The sequence below is a fragment of the Streptomyces sp. NPDC107517 genome (genome assembly GCF_055582645.1).
Window position 1 is genome coordinate 251,522 of sequence record NZ_JBVJPM010000008.1, and the last position, 19,198, is coordinate 270,719.

Sequence of the window (19,198 nt, forward strand, 5' to 3'; positions counted from 1 at the left end):
GAGGCGGGGGCGGGTGGGGGCGGCCCGTGCGGGCCGCCCGGGGCGGGCGTCAGCCCATGTGCGGGTAGCCGTACTCGGTCGGCGGGACCAGCGTCTCCTTGATGGCGCGGGTCAGGGTCCAGCGCTGCAGGTTCTGCGGGGCGCCGGCCTTGTCGTTGGTGCCGGAGGCACGGCCGCCGCCGAAGGGCTGCTGGCCGACGACGGCGCCGGTCGACTTGTCGTTGATGTAGAAGTTGCCCGCGGCGTAGCGGAGCTTGTCCATCGTGTGCGCGGCGGCGGCGCGGTCGTTCGCGATGACCGAGCCCGTGAGCGCGTAGTCGGAGACGGACTCCATCTGGGCCAGCATCTCGTCGTACTTGGCGTCGTCGTAGACGTGCACGGCGAGGATCGGGCCGAAGTACTCGGTCGTGAAGACCTCGTTCTCCGGGTCGTCGCACTCGATGACGGTCGGGCGGACGAAGTAGCCGACCGAGTCGTCGTAGGTGCCGCCGGCGACGATCGTGCAGGAGTCGTCCGCCTTGGCGCGGTCGATCGCGGCCTTGTTCTTCGCGAAGGAGCGGTCGTCGATGAGGGCACCGATGAAGTTCGTCAGGTCGGTGACGTCACCCATCTTGATGCCGTCGACCTCGGCCGCGAACTCTTCCTTGAAGCCGTCGTTCCAGATGGAGGCCGGGACGTAGGCGCGCGAGGACGCGGAGCACTTCTGGCCCTGGAACTCGAAGGAGCCGCGGGTCAGGGCCGTCTTGAGGACGGCGCGGTCGGCGCTCGGGTGGGCGACGACGAAGTCCTTGCCACCGGTCTCACCGACGAGCCGCGGGTAGGTGCGGTACTTGTCGATGTTCGTGCCGACCGTCTTCCACAGGTGCTGGAAGGTCTTGGTCGAGCCGGTGAAGTGGATGCCGGCCAGGTCGCGGTGGTTCAGGGCGACCTCGGAGACGGCGATGCCGTCACCGGTGACGAGGTTGATGACGCCCTTGGGCAGGCCCGCCTCTTCGAGGAGCTGCATGAGCAGCACGGCGGCGTGGGTCTGCGTCGGGGACGGCTTCCAGACCACCACGTTGCCCATGAGGGCGGGGGCGGTGGGGAGGTTGCCCGCGATGGCGGTGAAGTTGAAGGGCGTGATCGCGTAGACGAAGCCCTCGAGCGGGCGGTGGTCCATGCGGTTCCACACGCCGGTGGAGTTCGCCGGGGGCTGCTCGGCGAGGATCTGGCGCGCGTAGTGCACGTTGAAGCGCCAGAAGTCGACGAGCTCACAGGGAGTGTCGATCTCGGCCTGCTGCGCGGTCTTCGACTGGCCGAGCATCGTGGACGCGGCGAGGGTCTCGCGCCACGTCGTGGAGAGCAGCTCCGCGGCACGCAGGATGATCGCGGCGCGGTCATCGAAGGACATCGCGCGCCAGGCCGGGGCGGCGGCGAGCGCGGCGTCGATCGCGTCCTGCGCGTCCGCCTGCGTGGCGCCGCGGCCGGTGCCGATGACGGCCTTGTGGTTGTGCGGCTGGACGACGGTGAACTCGTCACCGCCACCGAGGCGCTTGACGCCGCCGATGGTCATCGGCAGCTCGATCGGGTTCTCGGCCAGCTCCTTGAGCTTGACCTCGAGGCGCGCCCGCTCCGGGGAGCCGGGGGCGTAGCCGTGCACCGGCTCGTTGACGGGAGCGGGGACCTGGGTTACAGCGTCCATGAGTCTCGGAACTCCTTTGAGAGAGGTGGGGCTCAGCCCTTGGTGAGGATGGAGCGGGCGAAGAACAGCAGGTTGGCGGGCTTCTCCGCGAGGCGGCGCATGAAGTAGCCGTACCAGTCGGTGCCGTACGCGGTGTAGACCCGCATCCGGTGACCCTCGGCGGCGAGACGGATGTGCTCGTCGCTGCGGATCCCGTACAGCATCTGGAACTCGTACTCGTCCAGCTTGCGCCCGGCGCGGCGGGCGAGCTCCTGGCTGATGGAGATGAGGCGCGGGTCGTGGGACCCGATCATCGGGTACCCGTCGCCCTCCATCAGAATCTTCAGGATGCGGACGTACGCCTTGTCGATCTCGGCCTTGTCCTGGTACGCGACGGAGGCGGGCTCCTTGTAGGCGCCCTTCACGATGCGTACGCGGCTGCCGGCGGCGGCGAGGCGGGTGGCGTCGTCCTCGGTGCGGAAGAGGTAGGCCTGGATGACGCATCCGGTCTGCGGGAAGTCCTTCCGCAGCTCCTCGTGGATGGCGAACATCGAGTCGAGGGTGGTGTGGTCCTCGGCGTCCAGGGTGACCGTGGTGCCGATCGCGGCGGCGGCCTCGACGACCGGGCGGACGTTGGCGAGGGCCAGCTCGTGGCCGCCCTCCAGTGCCTGGCCGAACATCGACAGCTTGACGGACATCTCGGCCTTGGTGCCGAGGCCCAGGTCCTTGAGGCGTCCGATCAGCTCGAGGTAGGCGTCGCGCGCGGCGGCGGCCTGCTCGGGGGTCGTGATGTCCTCGCCGACCACGTCGAGGGTGACCTCGAGGCCCTTGCCGCAGGCGTCCACGACGATCGGCACGACGTCGTCGACGCTCTCACCGGCGATGAACCGGTCGACGACCTGCTTCGTGCCGGGGGCTGCCGAGATGAAACGGCGCATCCTGTCGCTGCGCGACGCGGCGAGAATCACGGGACCCAGCACGGGGCACCTCCACGGAGAGTACGAACGAGGGGCCGTATCGGTGTAAACGAATTGAATCGCAACAGACCGGTACGGCACGGAGAACCACCGTGAAATCTAAGGATCCCTCCGAGCGTGTGCCATCGACAGCTGTCACGCATCTGTGGCCACCACCTCAGACATTTGTCTGAAGAGTGCGCTGGGGTGCGCGAGAATGGCGGGGTGAAGGGCGACTACCAGGAACTGGTCGACGAGATCTCCGCGCTGCTCAGCGCCCCCGCGACGCTGGAGAACCGGGATTTCGGGCTGATCGCGTTCGGCGCGCACGACAGCGACAGCGCATTCGACGCATCGACGCTGGACCCCGTACGCACCCGCTCGATCCTGACCCGCCGCTCCACCGCGGCGGTGCGCACCTGGTTCGAGGGCTTCGGCATCGCCCGTGCCACCGACCCCGTCCGCATCCCGCCGACCCCGGAGGCCGGGGTCTACCGCGGCCGCATCTGCCTGCCCGTACGCCATCGGGGTGTCGTCCTCGGCTATGTGTGGCTGCTCGACGACGATCCGGGGCCGACCGAGCAGCAGCTGGCCGCCGCGATGGAGGTGGCGGGCCGCATCGGCGCACTGCTCGCGGACGAGGCACAGGCGGGCGCCGACCTGACCCGCGAGTTCCGCGAGGTCCTCACAGCCGAGCGCGGCTGGCAGCGGGACATGGCGGTGGCGGCCCTGCGCACGGCGCTCGGGGCGCGCGCGGACGGGCTGCACGCGGTGGTGTGCGTCGCGCCGTGGCCGTCGGCGGACCCGGACGAAGCGCCTTCTTTCCGTACGATCCCCGCGGCCGACGCCCTGTGCATGGTGCCGTGGGGTGCGGCCGGGCAGGCCCTGGCCCTGCTGGTGCGGCTGCGGTCGGCGGACGCGCTCGGGCCGGCCCTGGCGGCGGCGGCGAAGCTGCGGGAGCGCGCCGGTACGGCGGTCGTCGCGGCGGGGTTCGCGGGCGCGCGGCGTGAGCTGGGCGACCTGGGCGCCGCCTGGCAGGAGGCGACGGCCGCGGCGCGCGCGGCACTCGCCGAGCCACGTCTCGGCCCGGACGCGCACTGGGCGGCGATCGGCCCGTACCGGCTGCTCACCGCGCTGCCCCCGGACACGGTGCACGACCCGGTCCTGGCCCCGCTCCTGCTGCCCGCGAACAGCCAACTGGCCCGCACCACCGAGGTGTTCCTCGACTGTGCGGGCCAGGCGGGCCGCACGGCGGCGGAGCTGGGCATCCACCGCCAGACCCTCTACTACCGCCTGTCCCGCGTGGAGCAGCTCACCGGCCTCGACCTGGACGACGGCGAGGACCGGCTGCTCCTGCACATGGGGCTGAAGGCGTCACGCCTGTGACTTCTGGGCGGCGGCCATCAACTGCCGTACGCCCTCGGTCAGTTCGTCCGCGGTGGGTGCGGTCTCCGGATCGAGCATGTACTGGGCGATGATCCCGGACATCAGGGCCATGTAGAACTTGCCGAGGGTGTCGACGCTGGGGTCGTCGGCGGGCGGCTCCTCGCCCCCCATGAACATCGGGATGACGCCGCGCCCGCCTTCGCGCTGCGCCTTCGCCACGAAGTCCCGTACGGCCGGCAGCTTGTCGCCCATCACCACGAGCTCCATGCCGAGATGCCAGATGGAGCCGGGCTTGCCCATGGTCCCGATGACGTTGGCCCACACCTCGTGGAAGCGCTCCAGCGAGCCCGGCGCGGAGGTCAGCTCCCCGCCGCGGTCGAAGTGGTCGGACGAGCCCTCGACCAGCGCGATGTACGCCTGCGCGAGCAGCGCGTCCTTCGACCCGTAGTGGTAGCCGATGGACGCCAGGTTGGCGCCCGACTCCTTGACGATGTCGCGCGCCGTCGTGCGCACGAACCCCTTCTCCAGAAGGCAGCGCTTGGCGCCTTCGAGCAGATCCTCGCGATGTCCCATGGCGCCACCGTACCCCTGATTCATACAGCCGTCCCATACGGTCGTTCTATACGCGCGTACTAGACAAGCGTTTAAGACGCCCGTACAGTCCTCCTCATGACGAACTCACCGAGCACCAACTCCCGTGCGGGGCGCCGCGAATGGACGGCACTCGCGGTCCTGATGCTTCCGCTGCTCCTCGTCTCGATGGACGTCTCCGTCCTCTACTTCGCGATCCCCTCGATCAGCGCGGACCTCGAGCCGACCGGCACCCAGCAGCTGTGGATCTTCGACATCTACGCGTTCGTGCTCGCCGGCCTGCTGATGACGATGGGCTCCCTCGGCGACCGCATCGGCCGCCGCAAGCTCCTGATGATCGGCGCCACCGCCTTCGGCGCCGCCTCCGTCTGCGCGGCCTACGCCACCAGCGCGGAGATGCTCATCGCGGCCCGCGCCCTGCTCGGCATCGGCGGCGCGACCCTGATGCCCACGACGATGGCGCTGGTGCGCAACATGTTCCGCGACGACAAGCAGCGCGCGACGGCCATCGGTATCTGGTCCGGCGTCATGACCGGCGGCATCGCGCTCGGCTCGGTGATGAGCGGCATCCTCGTCGAGCACTTCTGGTGGGGCTCGGTCTTCCTCGTCAACCTGCCCGCGATGGCCCTGCTCCTGCTGCTGGCCCCGGTCCTGCTCCCCGAGTTCAAGGACCCGAAGCCGGGCCGCTTCGACCTCCTGAGCGTGCCGCTGTCCATGGCGGCGGTGCTCCCCCTCGTCTACGGCATCAAGGAGATCCCCTCCGAGGGCTTCGAGCCGCTCTACGTCGCCTCGATCGTGGTGGGCCTCGCCTTCGCCGCCCTGTTCGTACGCCGCCAGCGCACCGTCGAGTCACCGATGATCTCGCCGGCCCTGTTCCGGGGCCGCGGCTTCGGTCCCGCCGTCACCCTCAACCTCATCTCCGCCTTCGCGATGATGGGTTCGGCGTACTTCACCACCCAGTACCTCCAGGCCGTCCTCGGCAAGAGCGCGCTCGAAGCGGCGCTGTGGGCGCTCGCGCCGACCGTCTTCATCGGCCTCGCCGCCCCCCTCGCGACGGTCCTCGTGCAGCGGGGCGTGCACCGCGGGTCCGTCGTCACCGTCGGCTTCCTGACCAGCGCCTGCGGCTACGGCCTCCTGACGCTGACCGGCACGGACTCCCTGTGGACCGCCCTGGCCGGCGCGGGTGTACTCGCCTCCGGCGCGGTGATCGTGGGCTCCCAGCTCACGGACCTGGCGCTCGGCGCGGCCCCGGCGGAGAAGGCGGGCGCGGCGTCGTCCCTCCTCGAGACGGGCCAGGAGTTCGGCGGCGCCCTCGGTATGGCCGTCCTGGGCTCGATCGGTACGGCGGTCTACCGCCACGAGATCGGTGACGCGCCGGCCGAGGCGAAGGAGACGCTGGGCGGAGCGCTCGCGGTGGCGCAGCACCTGCCGGGCCGGGCGGGCGACGCGCTCCTCGCATCGGCCCGGGAAGCGTTCACGAGCGGCATGCACATGGCCGCGGTGGCGGGCGGGGTGGTCCTGCTGGGGGCGGCGGTACTGGCCCTGCGCGGCCTGCGCGGGGTGGCCGCGCCGCAGCAGGAGGACCATCGGGAGCCGGAGCTGGAGGAGGCTACGGCCTGACCCCGATGTCCTCGACAGAAGAAACGCCGGACGGGCCGAACTTCAGCCCGTCCGGCGTTCAGGACGTTCAGGAAAGGGCGGGCCGGGGGGAGAAAAAAGAAGGGCCCGAGCCCCCCAAAAGGGTGACTCGGGCCCCACCACGTCCCAAGAACTAGTCAGTCAGGTTCACGGAGCGCGCGGACGCCGCGCCGATCTCGTCACCCAGCTCACTGAGCACCCCGGCGGGAACCGTGTCGTCGACGGTCAGGACGGCCAGCGCCTCGCCGCCCACGTCCGCACGGGCGACCTGCATACCGGCGATGTTGATGCCCGCCTCGCCGAGCACGCGGCCCACGGTGCCGACGACACCGGGACGGTCCTCGTAGCGCAGGACGACCATGTGGTCGGCCAGGGCGAGGTCCACGTCGTACTCGCCGACGGCGACGATCTTCTGGAGGTGCTTGGGGCCGGCCAGCGTGCCGGAGACCGAGATCTCCTCGCCGCCGGTCAGCGTGCCGCGCACGGTGACGACGTTGCGGTGGTCCGGGGACTCGGAGCTCGTGGTGAGGCGGACCTCGACACCGCGCTCCTGCGCGAACAGCGGAGCGTTCACGTACGACACCGTCTCGTCGACGACGTCCTCGAACACGCCCTTCAGAGCGGAGAGTTCGAGCACCTTCACGTCGTGCTGCGTGATCTCGCCGTAGACCTCGACGTCGAGGCGGGCCGCGACCTCGCCCGCGAGCGCGGTGAAGATCCGGCCGAGCTTCTCGGCGAGCGGCAGACCCGGCTTGACGTCCTCGGCGATGACGCCGCCCTGGACGTTCACCGCGTCCGGGACGAGCTCACCGGCGAGCGCGAGCCGCACGGAGCGGGCGACGGCGATACCGGCCTTCTCCTGCGCCTCGTCGGTGGAGGCACCGAGGTGCGGGGTGGCCACGACCTGGTCGAACTCGAACAGCGGGGAGTCCGTGCAGGGCTCCTTGGCGTACACGTCGAGGCCGGCGCCGGCGACGCGGCCCTCCTTGAGCGCCGAGTACAGCGCCGCCTCGTCGACGATCCCGCCGCGCGCGGCGTTGACGATGCGGACGGTCGGCTTGACCTTGCGCAGCGCCTCGTCGCCGATGAGGCCGACCGTCTCGGGGGTCTTGGGGAGGTGCACGGTGATGAAGTCGGAGACCTCGAGCAGCTCGTCGAGGGTGAGGACCTTGACACCCATCTGGGCGGCGCGCGCGGGCTGCACGTACGGGTCGTACGCGACGACCTTCATGCCGAAGGCCGACATGCGCTGCGCGACGAGCGCGCCGATGCGGCCGAGGCCGACGACGCCGAGGGTCTTCTCGGCCAGCTCGACGCCCGTGTACTTGGAGCGCTTCCACTCGCCGGCCTTGAGGGCCTGGCTGCCCTGCGGGATGTTGCGCGCGGTGGCGATGAGCAGGCCGCAGGCGAGCTCGGCGGCGGTCACGATGTTGGAGGTCGGAGCGTTGACGACCATCACGCCGGCCTTGGTGGCGGCGGAGACGTCGACGTTGTCGAGGCCGACGCCGGCTCGTGCGACGACCTTCAGCTTCTTCGCGGCGGCGATCGCCTCGGCGTCGACCTTGGTGGCCGAGCGGATCAGGATCGCGTCGACATCGGCGATGGCCGGGAGCAGCTCGGCCCGGTCTCCGCCGTTGCACTGGCGGATCTCGAAGTCAGGGCCAAGAGCGTCGACGGTCGCGGGAGACAGCTCTTCCGCGATGAGTACGACAGGTTTGCCGGTTGCAGCAGTGCTCACGTGAGTCCTCACAAGTCCCATTGCGGACGGCCGTCCCGACGGCCGCAGGCGGTGGAGGGGTGTCAGCGGCGCCGGGGAAGTACGGGTGCGTTCCCGTGTCGTTCGCAGACGCCGGGGCGTGAATGCACTTCTTCGGTGTCGCTGTGCCGCGTGGTAGACGCACGACGCTGTGGGCCCGACGCGAATGTGTTCTGCAGTCTAGTGGCGCTTCGGTGGTGGTCTTGCGCCTCCACGGAAGGATCACCCGTCCGTGGCTGGACACGGTGGACAACCAGGTTGACGCCGACCGTCCACCTCGACGAGGGGGCCGGGGCATTCGCCCCGGCCCCCTCGTCGCAAGGCTTACGCCTCGTCGTTGTCCACCCAGCTCATGAGCTTGCGGAGCTCCTTGCCGGTGGTCTCCAGGAGGTGGTTCTCGTCCTGGGTCTTGTACTCGTTGTACTTCTTCAGGCCCGAGTGGTACTCGTCCATCCAGTTCTTGGCGAACGTGCCGTCCTGGATCTCGGCGAGGACCTTCTTCATCTCGGCCTTGGTGGCGTCCGTGATGATGCGCGGGCCGGTGACGTAGTCGCCCCACTCGGCGGTCTCGGAGATCGACCAGCGCATCTTCTCCAGGCCGCCCTCGTACATGAGGTCGACGATGAGCTTCAGCTCGTGGAGGCACTCGAAGTACGCGATCTCCGGCTGGTAGCCGGCCTCGGTCAGCGTCTCGAAGCCCGCCTTGACCAGTGCGGCGGTGCCACCGCAGAGAACGGCCTGCTCACCGAACAGGTCGGTCTCGGTCTCCTCGGTGAAGGTCGTCTTGATGACACCGGCGCGGGTGCCGCCGATGGCCTTCGCGTAGGAGAGGGCCAGCGCGAAGCCGTTGCCCGTGGCGTCCTGCTCGACGGCCGCGATGCACGGAACGCCGCGGCCCTCTTCGTACTGACGGCGCACCAGGTGACCCGGGCCCTTGGGCGCGACCATCGCCACGTCCACGTTGGCCGGGGGCTTGATGAAGCCGTAGCGGATGTTGAGGCCGTGGCCGAAGAACAGCGCGTCGCCGTCCTTCAGGTTGTCCTTGATGGACTCCTCGTAGACCTGGGCCTGGATCGGGTCCGGGACCAGGATCATGATGACGTCGGCCTCGGCGGCGGCCTCGGACGGCGTCACCACGCGCAGGCCCTGCTCCTCGGCCTTGGCCTTGGACTTGGAGCCCTCGTGCAGACCGACGCGGACGTCGACACCGGAGTCACGGAGCGACAGCGCGTGGGCGTGGCCCTGGCTGCCGTAACCGATCACCGCGACCTTGCGGCCCTGGATGATGGACAGGTCGGCATCGTCGTCGTAGAACAGCTCGGCCACTGGATTTTCTCCTTGGTGTGCAGGTGTTGCGTCCCACCGTACGGCGGGATTGCGGAGGGAAGTTTTCGGGTCTCGGTATACGAGAGGGTGCTCGAAAGCACCTGAGGGCTCAGGCCGTGCGGTCGAGCGCCCGCAGGCTCCGGTCGGTGATGGAGCGCGAGCCGCGGCCGACCGCGATGGTGCCCGACTGGACGAGCTCCTTGATGCCGAAGGGTTCCAGCATCTTGAGCATGGCTTCCAGCTTGTCGCTGGAGCCGGTGGCCTCGATGGTGACGGCCTCCGGGGAGACGTCCACGGTCTTGGCGCGGAACAGCTGGACGATCTCGACGATCTGCGAGCGCGTCTCGTTGTCGGCGCGGACCTTGGCGAGGACGAGCTCACGCTGGACGGCGTGGCCCTGCTCCAGTTCGACGATCTTCAGGACGTTGACCAGCTTGTTGAGCTGCTTCGTGACCTGTTCGAGCGGCAGGTCCTCGACATTCACCACGATGGTGATGCGGGAGATGTCGGGGTGCTCGGTGACGCCGACCGCCAGGGAGTCGATGTTGAACCCGCGGCGGGAGAACAGTGCGGTGATCCGGGCGAGGACACCTGGCTTGTTCTCGACCAGGACGGAGAGCGTGTGCTTGGACATGGCTCTTGGTCTCTCTTTCGCTCTCGGTCTCAGTCGTCTTCGTTGTCGCCGAAGTCGGGGCGGACCCCGCGGGCGGCCATGACTTCGTCGTTGGAGGTGCCTGCGGCGACCATCGGCCACACCATGGCGTCCTCGTGGACGATGAAGTCGACGACGACGGGGCGGTCGTTGATGGAGTTGGCCTCCGCGATGACCTTGTCCAGGTCCTCGGGGCGCTCACACCGGATGGCGTAACAGCCCATGGCCTCCGACAGCTTGACGAAGTCGGGGACGCGGGTGCCCTTGTTGGCCTGGATGTCGTCGGGGCCGCTGTGGAGCACGGTGTTGGAGTAACGCTGGTTGTAGAACAGCGTCTGCCACTGGCGGACCATGCCGAGGGCGCCGTTGTTGATGATGGCGACCTTGATCGGGATGTTGTTGAGCGCGCAGGTGGTCAGTTCCTGATTGGTCATCTGGAAGCAGCCGTCGCCGTCGATCGCCCAGACGGCCCGGTCCGGCATGCCGGCCTTCGCGCCCATCGCTGCGGGCACCGAATAGCCCATCGTTCCGGCGCCGCCGGAGTTGAGCCAGGTGGCGGGCTTCTCGTACTGGATGAAGTGCGCGGCCCACATCTGGTGCTGGCCGACGCCCGCGGCGAAGATCGTGCCCTCGGGCGCGAGCTGGCCGATCCGCTCGATGACGTTCTGCGGCGAGAGCGAGCCGTCCTCGGGCTGGTCGTAGCCCAGCGGGTAGGTGTCGCGCCAGCGGCTGAGGTCGTTCCACCAGCCGCTGTAGTCGCCCTTGTGGCCCTCGCTGTGCTCCTTCTGCACGGCCTGGACCAGGTCGGCGATGACCTCGCGGGCGTCACCGACGATCGGCACGTCGGCGACCCGGTTCTTGCCGATCTCGGCCGGGTCGATGTCGGCGTGGACGATCTTCGCGAACGGGGCGAAGCTGTCCAGCTTGCCGGTGACGCGGTCGTCGAAGCGGGCTCCGAGGGCGACGATCAGGTCGGCCTTCTGCAGCGCGGTGACGGCGGTGACCGCACCGTGCATGCCCGGCATTCCCACGTGCAGCGGGTGGCTGTCGGGGAATGCGCCGAGCGCCATCAGGGTGGTGGTGACGGGCGCTCCGGTGAGCTCGGCGAGGACCTTCAGCTCGGCCGTGGCGTGCGCCTTGAGCACACCGCCGCCGACGTAGAGGACAGGCCGCTTCGCGGCGGTGATCAGCTTCGCGGCCTCGCGGATCTGCTTGGCGTGCGGCTTGGTCACCGGGCGGTAGCCGGGCAGGTCCTGGGTCTGCGGCCAGGAGAACGTCGTCTGCGCCTGCAGGATGTCCTTCGGGATGTCCACGAGGACCGGGCCGGGGCGACCGGTCGAGGCGATGTGGAACGCCTCCGCGATCGCCTTCGGGATGTCCTCGGCCCTGGTGACGAGGAAGCTGTGCTTGGTGATCGGCATCGTGATGCCGACGATGTCCGCCTCCTGGAAGGCGTCCGTGCCGATGGCGTTGGACACGACCTGACCGGTGATCGCGACCAGCGGCACCGAGTCCATGTACGCGTCGGCGATCGGCGTCACCAGGTTCGTGGCACCCGGACCCGATGTCGCCATGCACACACCGACCTTGCCGGTGGCCTGCGCGTAACCCGTGGCCGCGTGACCCGCACCCTGCTCATGCCGGACGAGGACGTGACGGACCTTCTCGGAGTCCATCATCGGGTCGTACGCGGGAAGGATCGTGCCGCCGGGAATGCCGAATACGGTGTCGACCCCGACCTCCTCGAGCGAACGGATGAGGGACTTCGCACCCGTGACGTGCTCGACGGGGGCGGACTGCTGTCCTCGGGGCCGCGGCTGCGGATGGTGGGCCCCGGTGGCCTGCTCGGTCATCGGCATTCTCTTCTCGATGCTGAGGGTTTTTGCGAGGTTTGTACGGTGTTCGGTTACTGGACTACAGGCGCTTGTGCAACAAAAAACCCCTCGTGCCGTGAGGCAAGCGAGGGGAGCGCGCCGGGTGCGGTAGCTGGGATCCGGTGTTCGGACCGGTGGGCCCCAGCTTCAGCCGACGCGCTTTCCAAGTACGAGAATTCGGGTGCGCATGGCATTGACCCTCTCTCCGGCGCACTGCGCGTGTCAAGTAGGTGGGACGGGAGTCTCATTATGTGAGCGGAGCAGGGCCGTCCGGCCGGACGGCAACGGTGCGCCCGCGAACACCGGCTCGGCCGGACCGCTCGGCACCGGGTAGCCCCCCGAGGCCAGTGCGCGGCGGAGCCGGTACTCGTCGAGCGGCCCGGAGAAGGCCATCCCCTGTCCGTGGGTGCACCCCATGGCGCGCAGAGCGACGACCTGTTCGGGCAGGTCGACGCCGTCGGCCACGGAACTCAGGCCGAGGTCGCCCGCGATGCGCAGCAGACCACTGGTGATCTTGTGCAGTCGGGCGGACTCCACCACCCCTTCCACGAGGCTGCGGTCGAGTTTCAGCACATCGACAGGGAGCCTGCGCAGCGCCGTGATGGCCGCGTATCCGCTGCCGAAGCCGTCGAGGGCGATCCGGATACCGAGTCGGCGCAGCGCGGTGAGACGGCGTTCCAGCTCGTCCAGGGGCACCCTGGGGTCGCTGTCGGCCAGCTCGATGACCAGCGCGCCCGAGGGCAGCCCGTGCCGGGTCAGGAGCGCCTCGATGGAGCCGAGAGGCAGCGACCGGTCGAGCAGTCTGCGGGCGCTGATCCGGACGGCCACGGGGACGGCATGACCCCGGCGCCCGCGCTCGGCGGCCTGCTCGACGGCCTCCTCCAGCATCCAGCGGCCGAGCTCGGCGGTGCGCTCGCCCTCCTCGGCGGTGCGCAGGAACTCGGCGGGCGTGAACAGGATGCCCTGGGTCGAGCGCCAGCGGGCCTGCGCGGCCACCGACGCGATCCGGCCCGTACCGAGAGAGACCACCGGCTGGTGCAGCAGGGCGAACTCGCCCTCGTGCAGGGCGGTGCGCAGCCGCGTGGCGAGCTCCGCCTTGCGCACGACGTCGGCCTGCATCTGGGGCGCGTACAGCTCCACCCGGCCCTTTCCGGCGGCCTTCGCCCGGTACATCGCCAGGTCCGCGTTGCGCAGCAACTCGCCTGCGGACACGTCGGGTTCGGCGAAGGCGACACCGATGGAGGCGGCCACCCGGACATCGTTGCCGTCGATGGCGTACGGCTGGGACAGGGTGATCCTCAGACGGTCCGCGAGCTCGTAGATGTGCTGCTCACGTGCGGTGTCGTCGCGGCTTCCGCCGCCGACGATCAGCGCCGCGAACTCGTCGCCTCCCAGGCGGGCGGCGGTGTCTCCCGAGCGCACGGATTCGGCCAGCCGCCGGGCGGCCTGGACGAGGAGTTCGTCGCCCGCCTGGTGGCCGATGGTGTCGTTGACCTGTTTGAAGCCGTCGAGGTCGATGAAGAGAACGGCCGTGCCGCGGTCGGTGGCGCGGCGGCCTCCAAGCGCGCGGCCGACCCGCTTGGTGAACAGGGCGCGGTTGGGCAGGTCGGTGAGCGGGTCGTGCTCGGCGTTGTGCTGCAACTGCGCCTGCAGGCGCACCCGTTCGGTGACGTCACGGCTGTTGAGGATGAGGCCGCCGTGATGGCGGTTCACCGTCGACTCCACGTTCAGCCAGGCTCCGGCGCCGGAGCGGAAGCGGCATTCGATACGGGTCGTGGGCTCCTCGATCTGGCTCGCCGCGAGGAAGCGGCGCAGTTCGTGGACGACGCGCCCGAGGTCCTCGGGATGGATGATCGAGGCGAGCTCGCAGCCGACCAGTTCCTCGGCGTCGCGCCCGTAGACCCCGGCGGCGGCCGGGCTGACATATCTGAGGATGCCGTTCGGAGCGGCGATCATGATGACGTCGCTGGAGCCCTGCACCAGGGAGCGGAAGTGGTTCTCCTTCTGCGCCAGCTCCTGGGTGAGGGTGATGTTGTCGAGGAGCATGATGCCCTGGCGCACGACGAGGGCCAGGACGACGGTGCATGCCGTGAACAGGACCACGCGGTCGATGCTGTGGCCGTTCAGGACGTTGTAGAGAATCCCCAGCGTGCAGACGGCGGCGGCCAGATAGGGCGTGAGCGCCGCGAGCGATCCGGAGATGGGGCGGGTGACCTGGTACCGCACGAACGCGGGCCCTCCGTCGTGCTCCCCGCGCCTCGGCCCCACCCAGGGCGCGTACGCGAGCAGCAGCGACCCGGCGAACCAGCCGGCGTCGAGGATCTCCCCCGAGTGGTAACTCGCGTGCAGCAGCGGCGAGGTGAACAAGGCATCGCACATCACGGTCAGGGCGAGCGCGCCGATCGCGGTGTTCACCGCCGTGCGGTTGCCGGGCGAACGGCGGAAGTGCAGCGCGAGCACCATGCTGACCAGCACGATGTCGAGGAGCGGGTACGCGAGGGAGAGCGCGGTACGCGTGACGCTCTGTCCCTCGAACCGCGCGGTGTGCGCGAGGGCGAGGCTCCAGGACAGCGTGATCAGCGAGCCGGCGATGAGCCAGGAGTCGAGCGCGAGACAGACCCAACCGGCCTTGGTGAAGGGCCGCTTGGCGAGGACGAGCAGTCCGACGATGGCGGGCGGCGCGAAGCACAGGAAGAAGAGGTCGGCGAGGCTCGGGGTCGGCACCGGGCGCTGGAGGACGACCTCGTACCAGCCCCACACCGCGTTCCCCAGGGACGCCATGGCGGAGGAGACCGCGAACAGGATCCAGGCCGGTCGAAAGCGGCTGCGCCGGCTGCGTGCGTACGCGAAGTTCGACACGGCGGCGACCGCGGCGGCGGCGCTGAGCCCGAAGTCGCCCATGAACAGGGCGAGCCCGTCGGATCCCCAGCCGAGCACGGACCCCGTGGCGTACCCGGCGCACAGGAGCGCGAGCACGAGCTGTGAGCCGAGGCCGACCCCTCCGCCCTGAAACAGGCGGCGGCTGGTGACCACGGCCCCGGGGGCGCTCACGGGGACACTCCGGTCCGTGCCGCCCCCGTGTCCCGGTGTCCGCGCTCTGCTTGCTGAGGCCTCCGGCGTCCGCCGTTCCTGTGGCGTCCGCCCCTGCGGCTGCCGTGGCAGCCGGGCCGGCTCGTGCGGCCCGGTGCGCGCACGGGTCGTCGCCGGCGGCCCCGCCGCGTCGGATCGTTCGCCCATAGGCCATGCATCGCCCGTCGCCCCCCTCGCAGTCCCGGTCGTCCGCCCCCGGCGCCGAACTATCCACGGCGCTGTCCCAGTCGGGACGATACACCAGACTCGTCACTCAGGGACATAGCCCCTCTACTCTCCGTGACGATCACCGGTAATACGCGCACGGGGCGCATCCGGCCGGGCGCGGAGCGTGTGCGGGGGCGTGCGAAGTCGGGCCGGGAGGCGGCGGATGGGCCTCTTCGGAGCCCGCCCTCAGTCCGTCGTCAGGACGACGTTCTCGAGCGGTTCTCCCGCCGCGAACCGGGTCAGCTGTGCGGCGAGCAGACGCTTGGCCCGCGGCCAGAAGGCGGATGTGGAGCCGCCGACGTGCGGGCTGACGAGTACCCCCGGAGCGTGCCACAACGGGTGCCCCTGGGGCAGGGGTTCAGGATCGGTGACGTCGAGGGCGGCTGCGATCCGGCCGCTCTCCAGTTCGGTCAGGAGCGCCTCGGTGTCGACGACGGCCCCGCGCGCGACGTTCACGAGCAGGGCACCGTCCTTGAGTCGTGCCAGGAAGCCGGCGTCTGCGAGACCCCGCGTCGTCTCGTTGAGCGGCGTCGAAAGGATCACCACGTCCGCGTCCGGGAGCAGGGCGGGCAGTTCGGCGAGCGGGTGCACGGGGCCGCGCGCGGTCGGGCGGGCAGAGCGCGCGACGCGCACGACCCGCGCGCACTCGAAGGGAGCGAGCCGGTCCTCGATGGCGGAGCCGATCGACCCGTACCCGACGATGAGTACGTTCTTGTCGGCGAGCGCCGGATAGAAACCGGACCGCCACTCCTCGCTCTCCTGTCCCCGCACGAAGCCGGGGATGCCCCTCAGGGACGCCAGGATCAGGGCGAGGGTGAGCTCGGCGGTGCTCGCCTCGTGCACACCGCGCGCGTTGCACAACCGCACGCCCGACGGGAGCGACTTCAGGCCTCCCTGTACGTGGTCGATACCGGCGGAGAGCGTCTGCACGGCCCGTACGGACGTCATCTCGGCCATGGGCCGTACGCCCACGTCCGGGCCCTTCATGTAGGGGACCACGTAGAAGGCGCAGTCGGCCGGGTCGGCGGGGAAGTCGGGGCCGCCGTCCCAGAAGCGGTAGTTGAGCCCCTCGGGAAGCCCGGGGACCTCGTCCTCACGGAACGGGAGCCATACGTCGGCGGATACCTCAGCACTCATGGTCAGGAGGCTAATGGGAGGTGGGCTGTGCGCGGCGGGCCGGGTCCCAGAGGTTAGTTTGGGTGCCTCTCGGACACGCAGGGGGAGGCTACTTCCAGGTGGAGCGCAGGACGATCGGGGCGGCAGCGCTCGAGGTGGGCGCGATCGGGCTCGGGTGCATGCCGATGAGCTGGGCGTACACCGGCTCGCGGCAGCGGGGGGAGGAGTCCGTACGCACTGTGCATGCCGCGCTGGACCGGGGGTCGACCCTGCTGGACACGGCGGACATGTACGGGCCGTTCACGAACGAGCTGCTGCTCGGACGGGTCCTGAAGGAGCGCCGCGGCGACGCCTTCGTGTCGACCAAGTGCGGGCTGCTCGTCGGGGAGCAGCACATCGTCGCCAACGGCCGGCCCGGGTATGTGAAGCGGGCCTGCGACGCGTCGCTGCGACGGCTCCAGACGGACACGATCGACCTCTACCAGCTGCACCGCGCCGACCCCGAGGTGCCCGTCGAGGAGACGTGGGGTGCCATGGCGGAGCTCGTCGGCGCGGGAAAGGTGCGGGCGCTCGGGCTGTGCGCGGTGGGGGCGCGGGCGACGCGGCGGGGCAGCGCCGGGCTGCATGCGGGAACGATCCGGCAGCTTGAGCGGGTGCAGCAGGTGTTCCCGGTCAGCGCGGTGGAGGCCGAGCTCTCGGTGTGGTCGCCGGAGGCCCTGGAGACACTGCTGCCGTGGTGCGAGACACGGGGCGTGGGGTTCCTCGCCGCGATGCCTCTGGGCAACGGCTTCCTCACGGGCACGCTGACGCCCGGGCAGGGCTTCGAACCGGACGATCTGCGGGCCCGGCATCCCCGGTTCACCGCGGAGATGATGGCGGCCAACCAGCCGATCGTGGCGGGCCTGCGCCGGATCGCCGCGCGGCACGGGGAAGCGGTGACTCCGGCGCAGGTGGCGCTGGCGTGGGTGCTGGGGCGCGGACGGCACGTGGTGCCGGTGCCGGGTGCCAAGCGGGAGCGCTGGGCGGCGCAGAACGCACAGGCCGCGGAGCTGCGCCTCACCGAGCGTGACGTGGCGGAGATCGGGGAGCTGCCGCGGGCCAGGGGGTCTTGGGACTGAGGCTCGGGGTTGGTGGAGCTGAGGGGGTTCCGGGGCTGGGGCCGTGAGCTCGGCGGGCGGGAGCGGGTTGGTCCGAACGCGTCGGGGTCGATCGGGAACCTGCGGGGTGGCTGCGGTGTATGAACAGTAGAACCGCAGCGCAGAACCGCAGCCCAGTCCGTGGCGTCGAGGGGATCCGATCGTGCAACGTCCAGGTGTGCAGCCCGTGTTGGCCGTGTTGGCCTGCGCCTCGATCCTGTTCACGGCGGGGTGTTCATCGGGGGGCGACGGCCCGTCGGACAGCCGGCACAGCACCTCCCCCGGCTCGTCCGAACCGGGCACCTCCCCTTCCGGGGGCGCGGGGGGCGGCAACGCTCCGGCGGAGGGCTCGGTGAAGGTGGTGCGCACGGTCGCCGAGGGCCTGAATTCCCCGTGGGGCCTGGCCCCGCTGCCGGGCGGCGGTGGCCTGCTGGTGTCCTCGCGGGACGAGGCGACGATCACGCGGGTCGATACGCAGACCGGCAAGAAGACCGAGGTCGGCACCGTGCCCGGGGTGGTCCCCGGCGGAGAGGGCGGACTGCTCGGCCTGGCCCTCTCCCCGTCGTTCGCCTCCGACCACTGGCTCTACGCGTACTTCACCGCGAAGTCCGACAACCGCATCGTACGGATGAGGTACGACGCGAAGAAGCCGGCCGGTGATCAACTGGGCGCGCCCGAGACGGTGTTCACGGGCATCCCGAAAGGCTCGAACCACAACGGCGGGCGCATCGCGTTCGGCCCGGACAAACTGCTCTATGTGGGCACGGGCGAGACGTACGTGAAGAAGTACGCCCAGGACAAGAAATCCCCGGGCGGCAAGATCCTGCGGATGACCCCGGACGGCAAGCCGGCGCCAGGAAACCCCTTCGGTGACTCCGTGGTCTATACGTACGGTCACCGCAATGTCCAGGGGCTCGCCTGGGACAAGGACAAGCGGCTGTGGGCGTCGGAGTTCGGCCAGGACACGTGGGACGAGCTCAATCTGATCGTGCCGGGTGACAACTACGGCTGGCCCGATGTGGAGGGCAAGAGCGGCAAGTCCGGCTTCCACGACCCGGTGGCCGTGTGGCACACGTCCGAGGCGTCACCGAGCGGCATCGCCTACGCGGAGGGCTCGGTCTGGATGGCGGGCCTGAGAGGCGAGCGGCTGTGGCGGATCCCCCTGAAGGGGGCGCAGGTGGCGGCCGACCCACAGTCCTTCCTCATCGACGAGGCGACCGAACACGGCACGTACGGGAGACTGCGGACGGTGGTCGCCGCGGGCGGGAACAAGCTGTGGCTGACGACGAGCAACACGGATTCGAGAGGCACGCCACGAAAGGGCGACGACCGGATTCTGGAGCTGGAGGTGTCCTGAGGGGCGCGGTTCCTGGTCAACGCGGTTCCTGGCAGCGGGGTCCCTGGTCAGCACGGTTCCTGGCGGCGCGGTCCCTGGCGGCGCGGGAGCGGTAGCCCTCAGGTCTCGCCGTCGGAGGGGGCGGTGGGGTCAGGGTGGGGCGCGGAGTCGTGACTCGGGGCGCGGCCGAGGTCGGGCGTCGGGGTCGCGCTCGCCTCGGGGGCCGGCTCGGGCGGTTCCGTCGCCGCCGTATCCGGTCCCTCCGTCGGGTCCGGTGGGGTCTGGTTGGGGATGCGGACCACCACCTTGCCGGAGGTGAGGTCTATGGGGCCGCGGCCCGGGTCGCCGTCATTGAGGTCGACGCGGGTCAGCTCCAGCCGCTTGCGCTCCTCGTTGGTGTGCTTGCGGCCGGGCGAGAACAGCTCCTCGAACATGTTGAACACGGCGCCTCCGGTTGGCCGAAACCTCGTTCCA

General features: G+C 70.1%; 14 protein-coding genes. 4 read left to right on the forward strand and 10 right to left on the reverse strand.

Features of this window, described 5'->3' with window-relative positions; genetic code table 11:
- Positions 1-49: 49 nt before the first annotated feature.
- Both pruA and ACZ67T_RS20785 read right to left on the reverse strand, forming a co-directional pair.
- Complete coding sequence (gene pruA / locus ACZ67T_RS20780; RefSeq protein ID WP_469985809.1) at positions 50-1,681, reverse strand: L-glutamate gamma-semialdehyde dehydrogenase; 1,632 nt, start codon at positions 1,679-1,681, stop codon at positions 50-52.
- A 32-nt stretch (positions 1,682-1,713) separates the two neighbouring features.
- On the reverse strand, positions 1,714-2,640 hold the full coding sequence (locus ACZ67T_RS20785) for a proline dehydrogenase family protein (RefSeq protein WP_469985810.1): 927 nt from the start codon (positions 2,638-2,640) through the stop codon (positions 1,714-1,716).
- 183 nt (positions 2,641-2,823) lie between these two features.
- Here ACZ67T_RS20785 and ACZ67T_RS20790 point away from each other — a divergent pair, with 183 nt between their 5' ends.
- Entirely contained in the window at positions 2,824-4,002 is a 1,179-nt protein-coding gene (locus tag ACZ67T_RS20790) for a helix-turn-helix domain-containing protein (protein ID WP_469985812.1), read from the forward strand.
- Here ACZ67T_RS20790 and ACZ67T_RS20795 read toward each other — a convergent pair.
- On the reverse strand, positions 3,991-4,575 hold the full coding sequence (locus tag ACZ67T_RS20795) for a TetR/AcrR family transcriptional regulator (RefSeq protein ID WP_469985814.1): 585 nt from the start codon (positions 4,573-4,575) through the stop codon (positions 3,991-3,993). The genes ACZ67T_RS20790 and ACZ67T_RS20795 overlap by 12 nt on opposite strands.
- Before the next feature lie 96 nt (positions 4,576-4,671).
- Between ACZ67T_RS20795 and ACZ67T_RS20800 the strand changes: the two genes are divergently transcribed.
- Positions 4,672-6,213, forward strand: coding sequence for an MFS transporter (locus ACZ67T_RS20800; protein ID WP_469985816.1), 1,542 nt, complete (start codon positions 4,672-4,674; stop codon positions 6,211-6,213).
- Positions 6,214-6,364: 151 nt separating this feature from the next.
- On the opposite strand, the gene serA is transcribed toward ACZ67T_RS20800, so the two are convergent.
- The 6 genes from serA to ACZ67T_RS20830 form a co-directional block, all read right to left on the reverse strand.
- Positions 6,365-7,990: a phosphoglycerate dehydrogenase gene (gene serA / locus ACZ67T_RS20805; protein WP_469985818.1), complete on the reverse strand. Its 1,626-nt coding sequence runs from the start codon at positions 7,988-7,990 to the stop codon at positions 6,365-6,367.
- Between the two features lie 321 nt (positions 7,991-8,311).
- A complete protein-coding gene (gene ilvC / locus ACZ67T_RS20810) occupies positions 8,312-9,313 on the reverse strand; it encodes a ketol-acid reductoisomerase (protein ID WP_469985819.1) in 1,002 nt (333 codons plus the stop codon).
- 109 nt (positions 9,314-9,422) lie between these two features.
- The gene (gene ilvN, locus ACZ67T_RS20815; RefSeq protein WP_100594986.1) at positions 9,423-9,947 is read right to left on the reverse strand and encodes an acetolactate synthase small subunit; all 525 of its coding nucleotides are present in this window, start codon (positions 9,945-9,947) and stop codon (positions 9,423-9,425) included.
- A gap of 29 nt (positions 9,948-9,976) precedes the next feature.
- Complete coding sequence (locus ACZ67T_RS20820; protein ID WP_469985821.1) at positions 9,977-11,818, reverse strand: acetolactate synthase large subunit; 1,842 nt, start codon at positions 11,816-11,818, stop codon at positions 9,977-9,979.
- Positions 11,819-12,061: 243 nt separating this feature from the next.
- Positions 12,062-15,076, reverse strand: coding sequence for a putative bifunctional diguanylate cyclase/phosphodiesterase (locus tag ACZ67T_RS20825; RefSeq protein ID WP_469985823.1), 3,015 nt, complete (start codon positions 15,074-15,076; stop codon positions 12,062-12,064).
- A 246-nt stretch (positions 15,077-15,322) separates the two neighbouring features.
- A complete protein-coding gene (locus tag ACZ67T_RS20830; protein WP_469985824.1) occupies positions 15,323-16,273 on the reverse strand; it encodes a 2-hydroxyacid dehydrogenase in 951 nt (316 codons plus the stop codon).
- A 98-nt stretch (positions 16,274-16,371) separates the two neighbouring features.
- Between ACZ67T_RS20830 and ACZ67T_RS20835 the strand changes: the two genes are divergently transcribed.
- Both ACZ67T_RS20835 and ACZ67T_RS20840 read left to right on the forward strand, forming a co-directional pair.
- A complete protein-coding gene (locus ACZ67T_RS20835) occupies positions 16,372-17,370 on the forward strand; it encodes an aldo/keto reductase (RefSeq protein ID WP_469985946.1) in 999 nt (332 codons plus the stop codon).
- A 196-nt stretch (positions 17,371-17,566) separates the two neighbouring features.
- Complete coding sequence (locus ACZ67T_RS20840; protein ID WP_469985825.1) at positions 17,567-18,745, forward strand: PQQ-dependent sugar dehydrogenase; 1,179 nt, start codon at positions 17,567-17,569, stop codon at positions 18,743-18,745.
- 98 nt (positions 18,746-18,843) lie between these two features.
- On the opposite strand, the gene ACZ67T_RS20845 is transcribed toward ACZ67T_RS20840, so the two are convergent.
- The gene (locus ACZ67T_RS20845; RefSeq protein ID WP_469985948.1) at positions 18,844-19,158 is read right to left on the reverse strand and encodes a DUF6191 domain-containing protein; all 315 of its coding nucleotides are present in this window, start codon (positions 19,156-19,158) and stop codon (positions 18,844-18,846) included.
- Between the last annotated feature and the right edge of the window lie 40 nt (positions 19,159-19,198).

Excerpts from the sequence above, each read along its gene's own strand:
- pruA (WP_469985809.1), bottom strand. The coding sequence starts at position 1,681 with ATGGACGCTGTAACCCAGGTCCCCGCTCCCGTCAACGAGCCGGTGCAC.
- ACZ67T_RS20795 (WP_469985814.1), bottom strand. The coding sequence starts at position 4,575 with ATGGGACATCGCGAGGATCTGCTCGAAGGCGCCAAGCGCTGCCTTCTG.
- ACZ67T_RS20800 (WP_469985816.1), top strand. The coding sequence starts at position 4,672 with ATGACGAACTCACCGAGCACCAACTCCCGTGCGGGGCGCCGCGAATGG.
- serA (WP_469985818.1), bottom strand. The coding sequence starts at position 7,990 with ATGGGACTTGTGAGGACTCACGTGAGCACTGCTGCAACCGGCAAACCT.
- ilvN (WP_100594986.1), bottom strand. The coding sequence starts at position 9,947 with ATGTCCAAGCACACGCTCTCCGTCCTGGTCGAGAACAAGCCAGGTGTC.
- ACZ67T_RS20820 (WP_469985821.1), bottom strand. The coding sequence starts at position 11,818 with ATGACCGAGCAGGCCACCGGGGCCCACCATCCGCAGCCGCGGCCCCGA.
- ACZ67T_RS20825 (WP_469985823.1), bottom strand. The coding sequence starts at position 15,076 with ATGGGCGAACGATCCGACGCGGCGGGGCCGCCGGCGACGACCCGTGCG.
- ACZ67T_RS20830 (WP_469985824.1), bottom strand. The coding sequence starts at position 16,273 with ATGAGTGCTGAGGTATCCGCCGACGTATGGCTCCCGTTCCGTGAGGAC.
- ACZ67T_RS20845 (WP_469985948.1), bottom strand. The coding sequence starts at position 19,158 with ATGTTCGAGGAGCTGTTCTCGCCCGGCCGCAAGCACACCAACGAGGAG.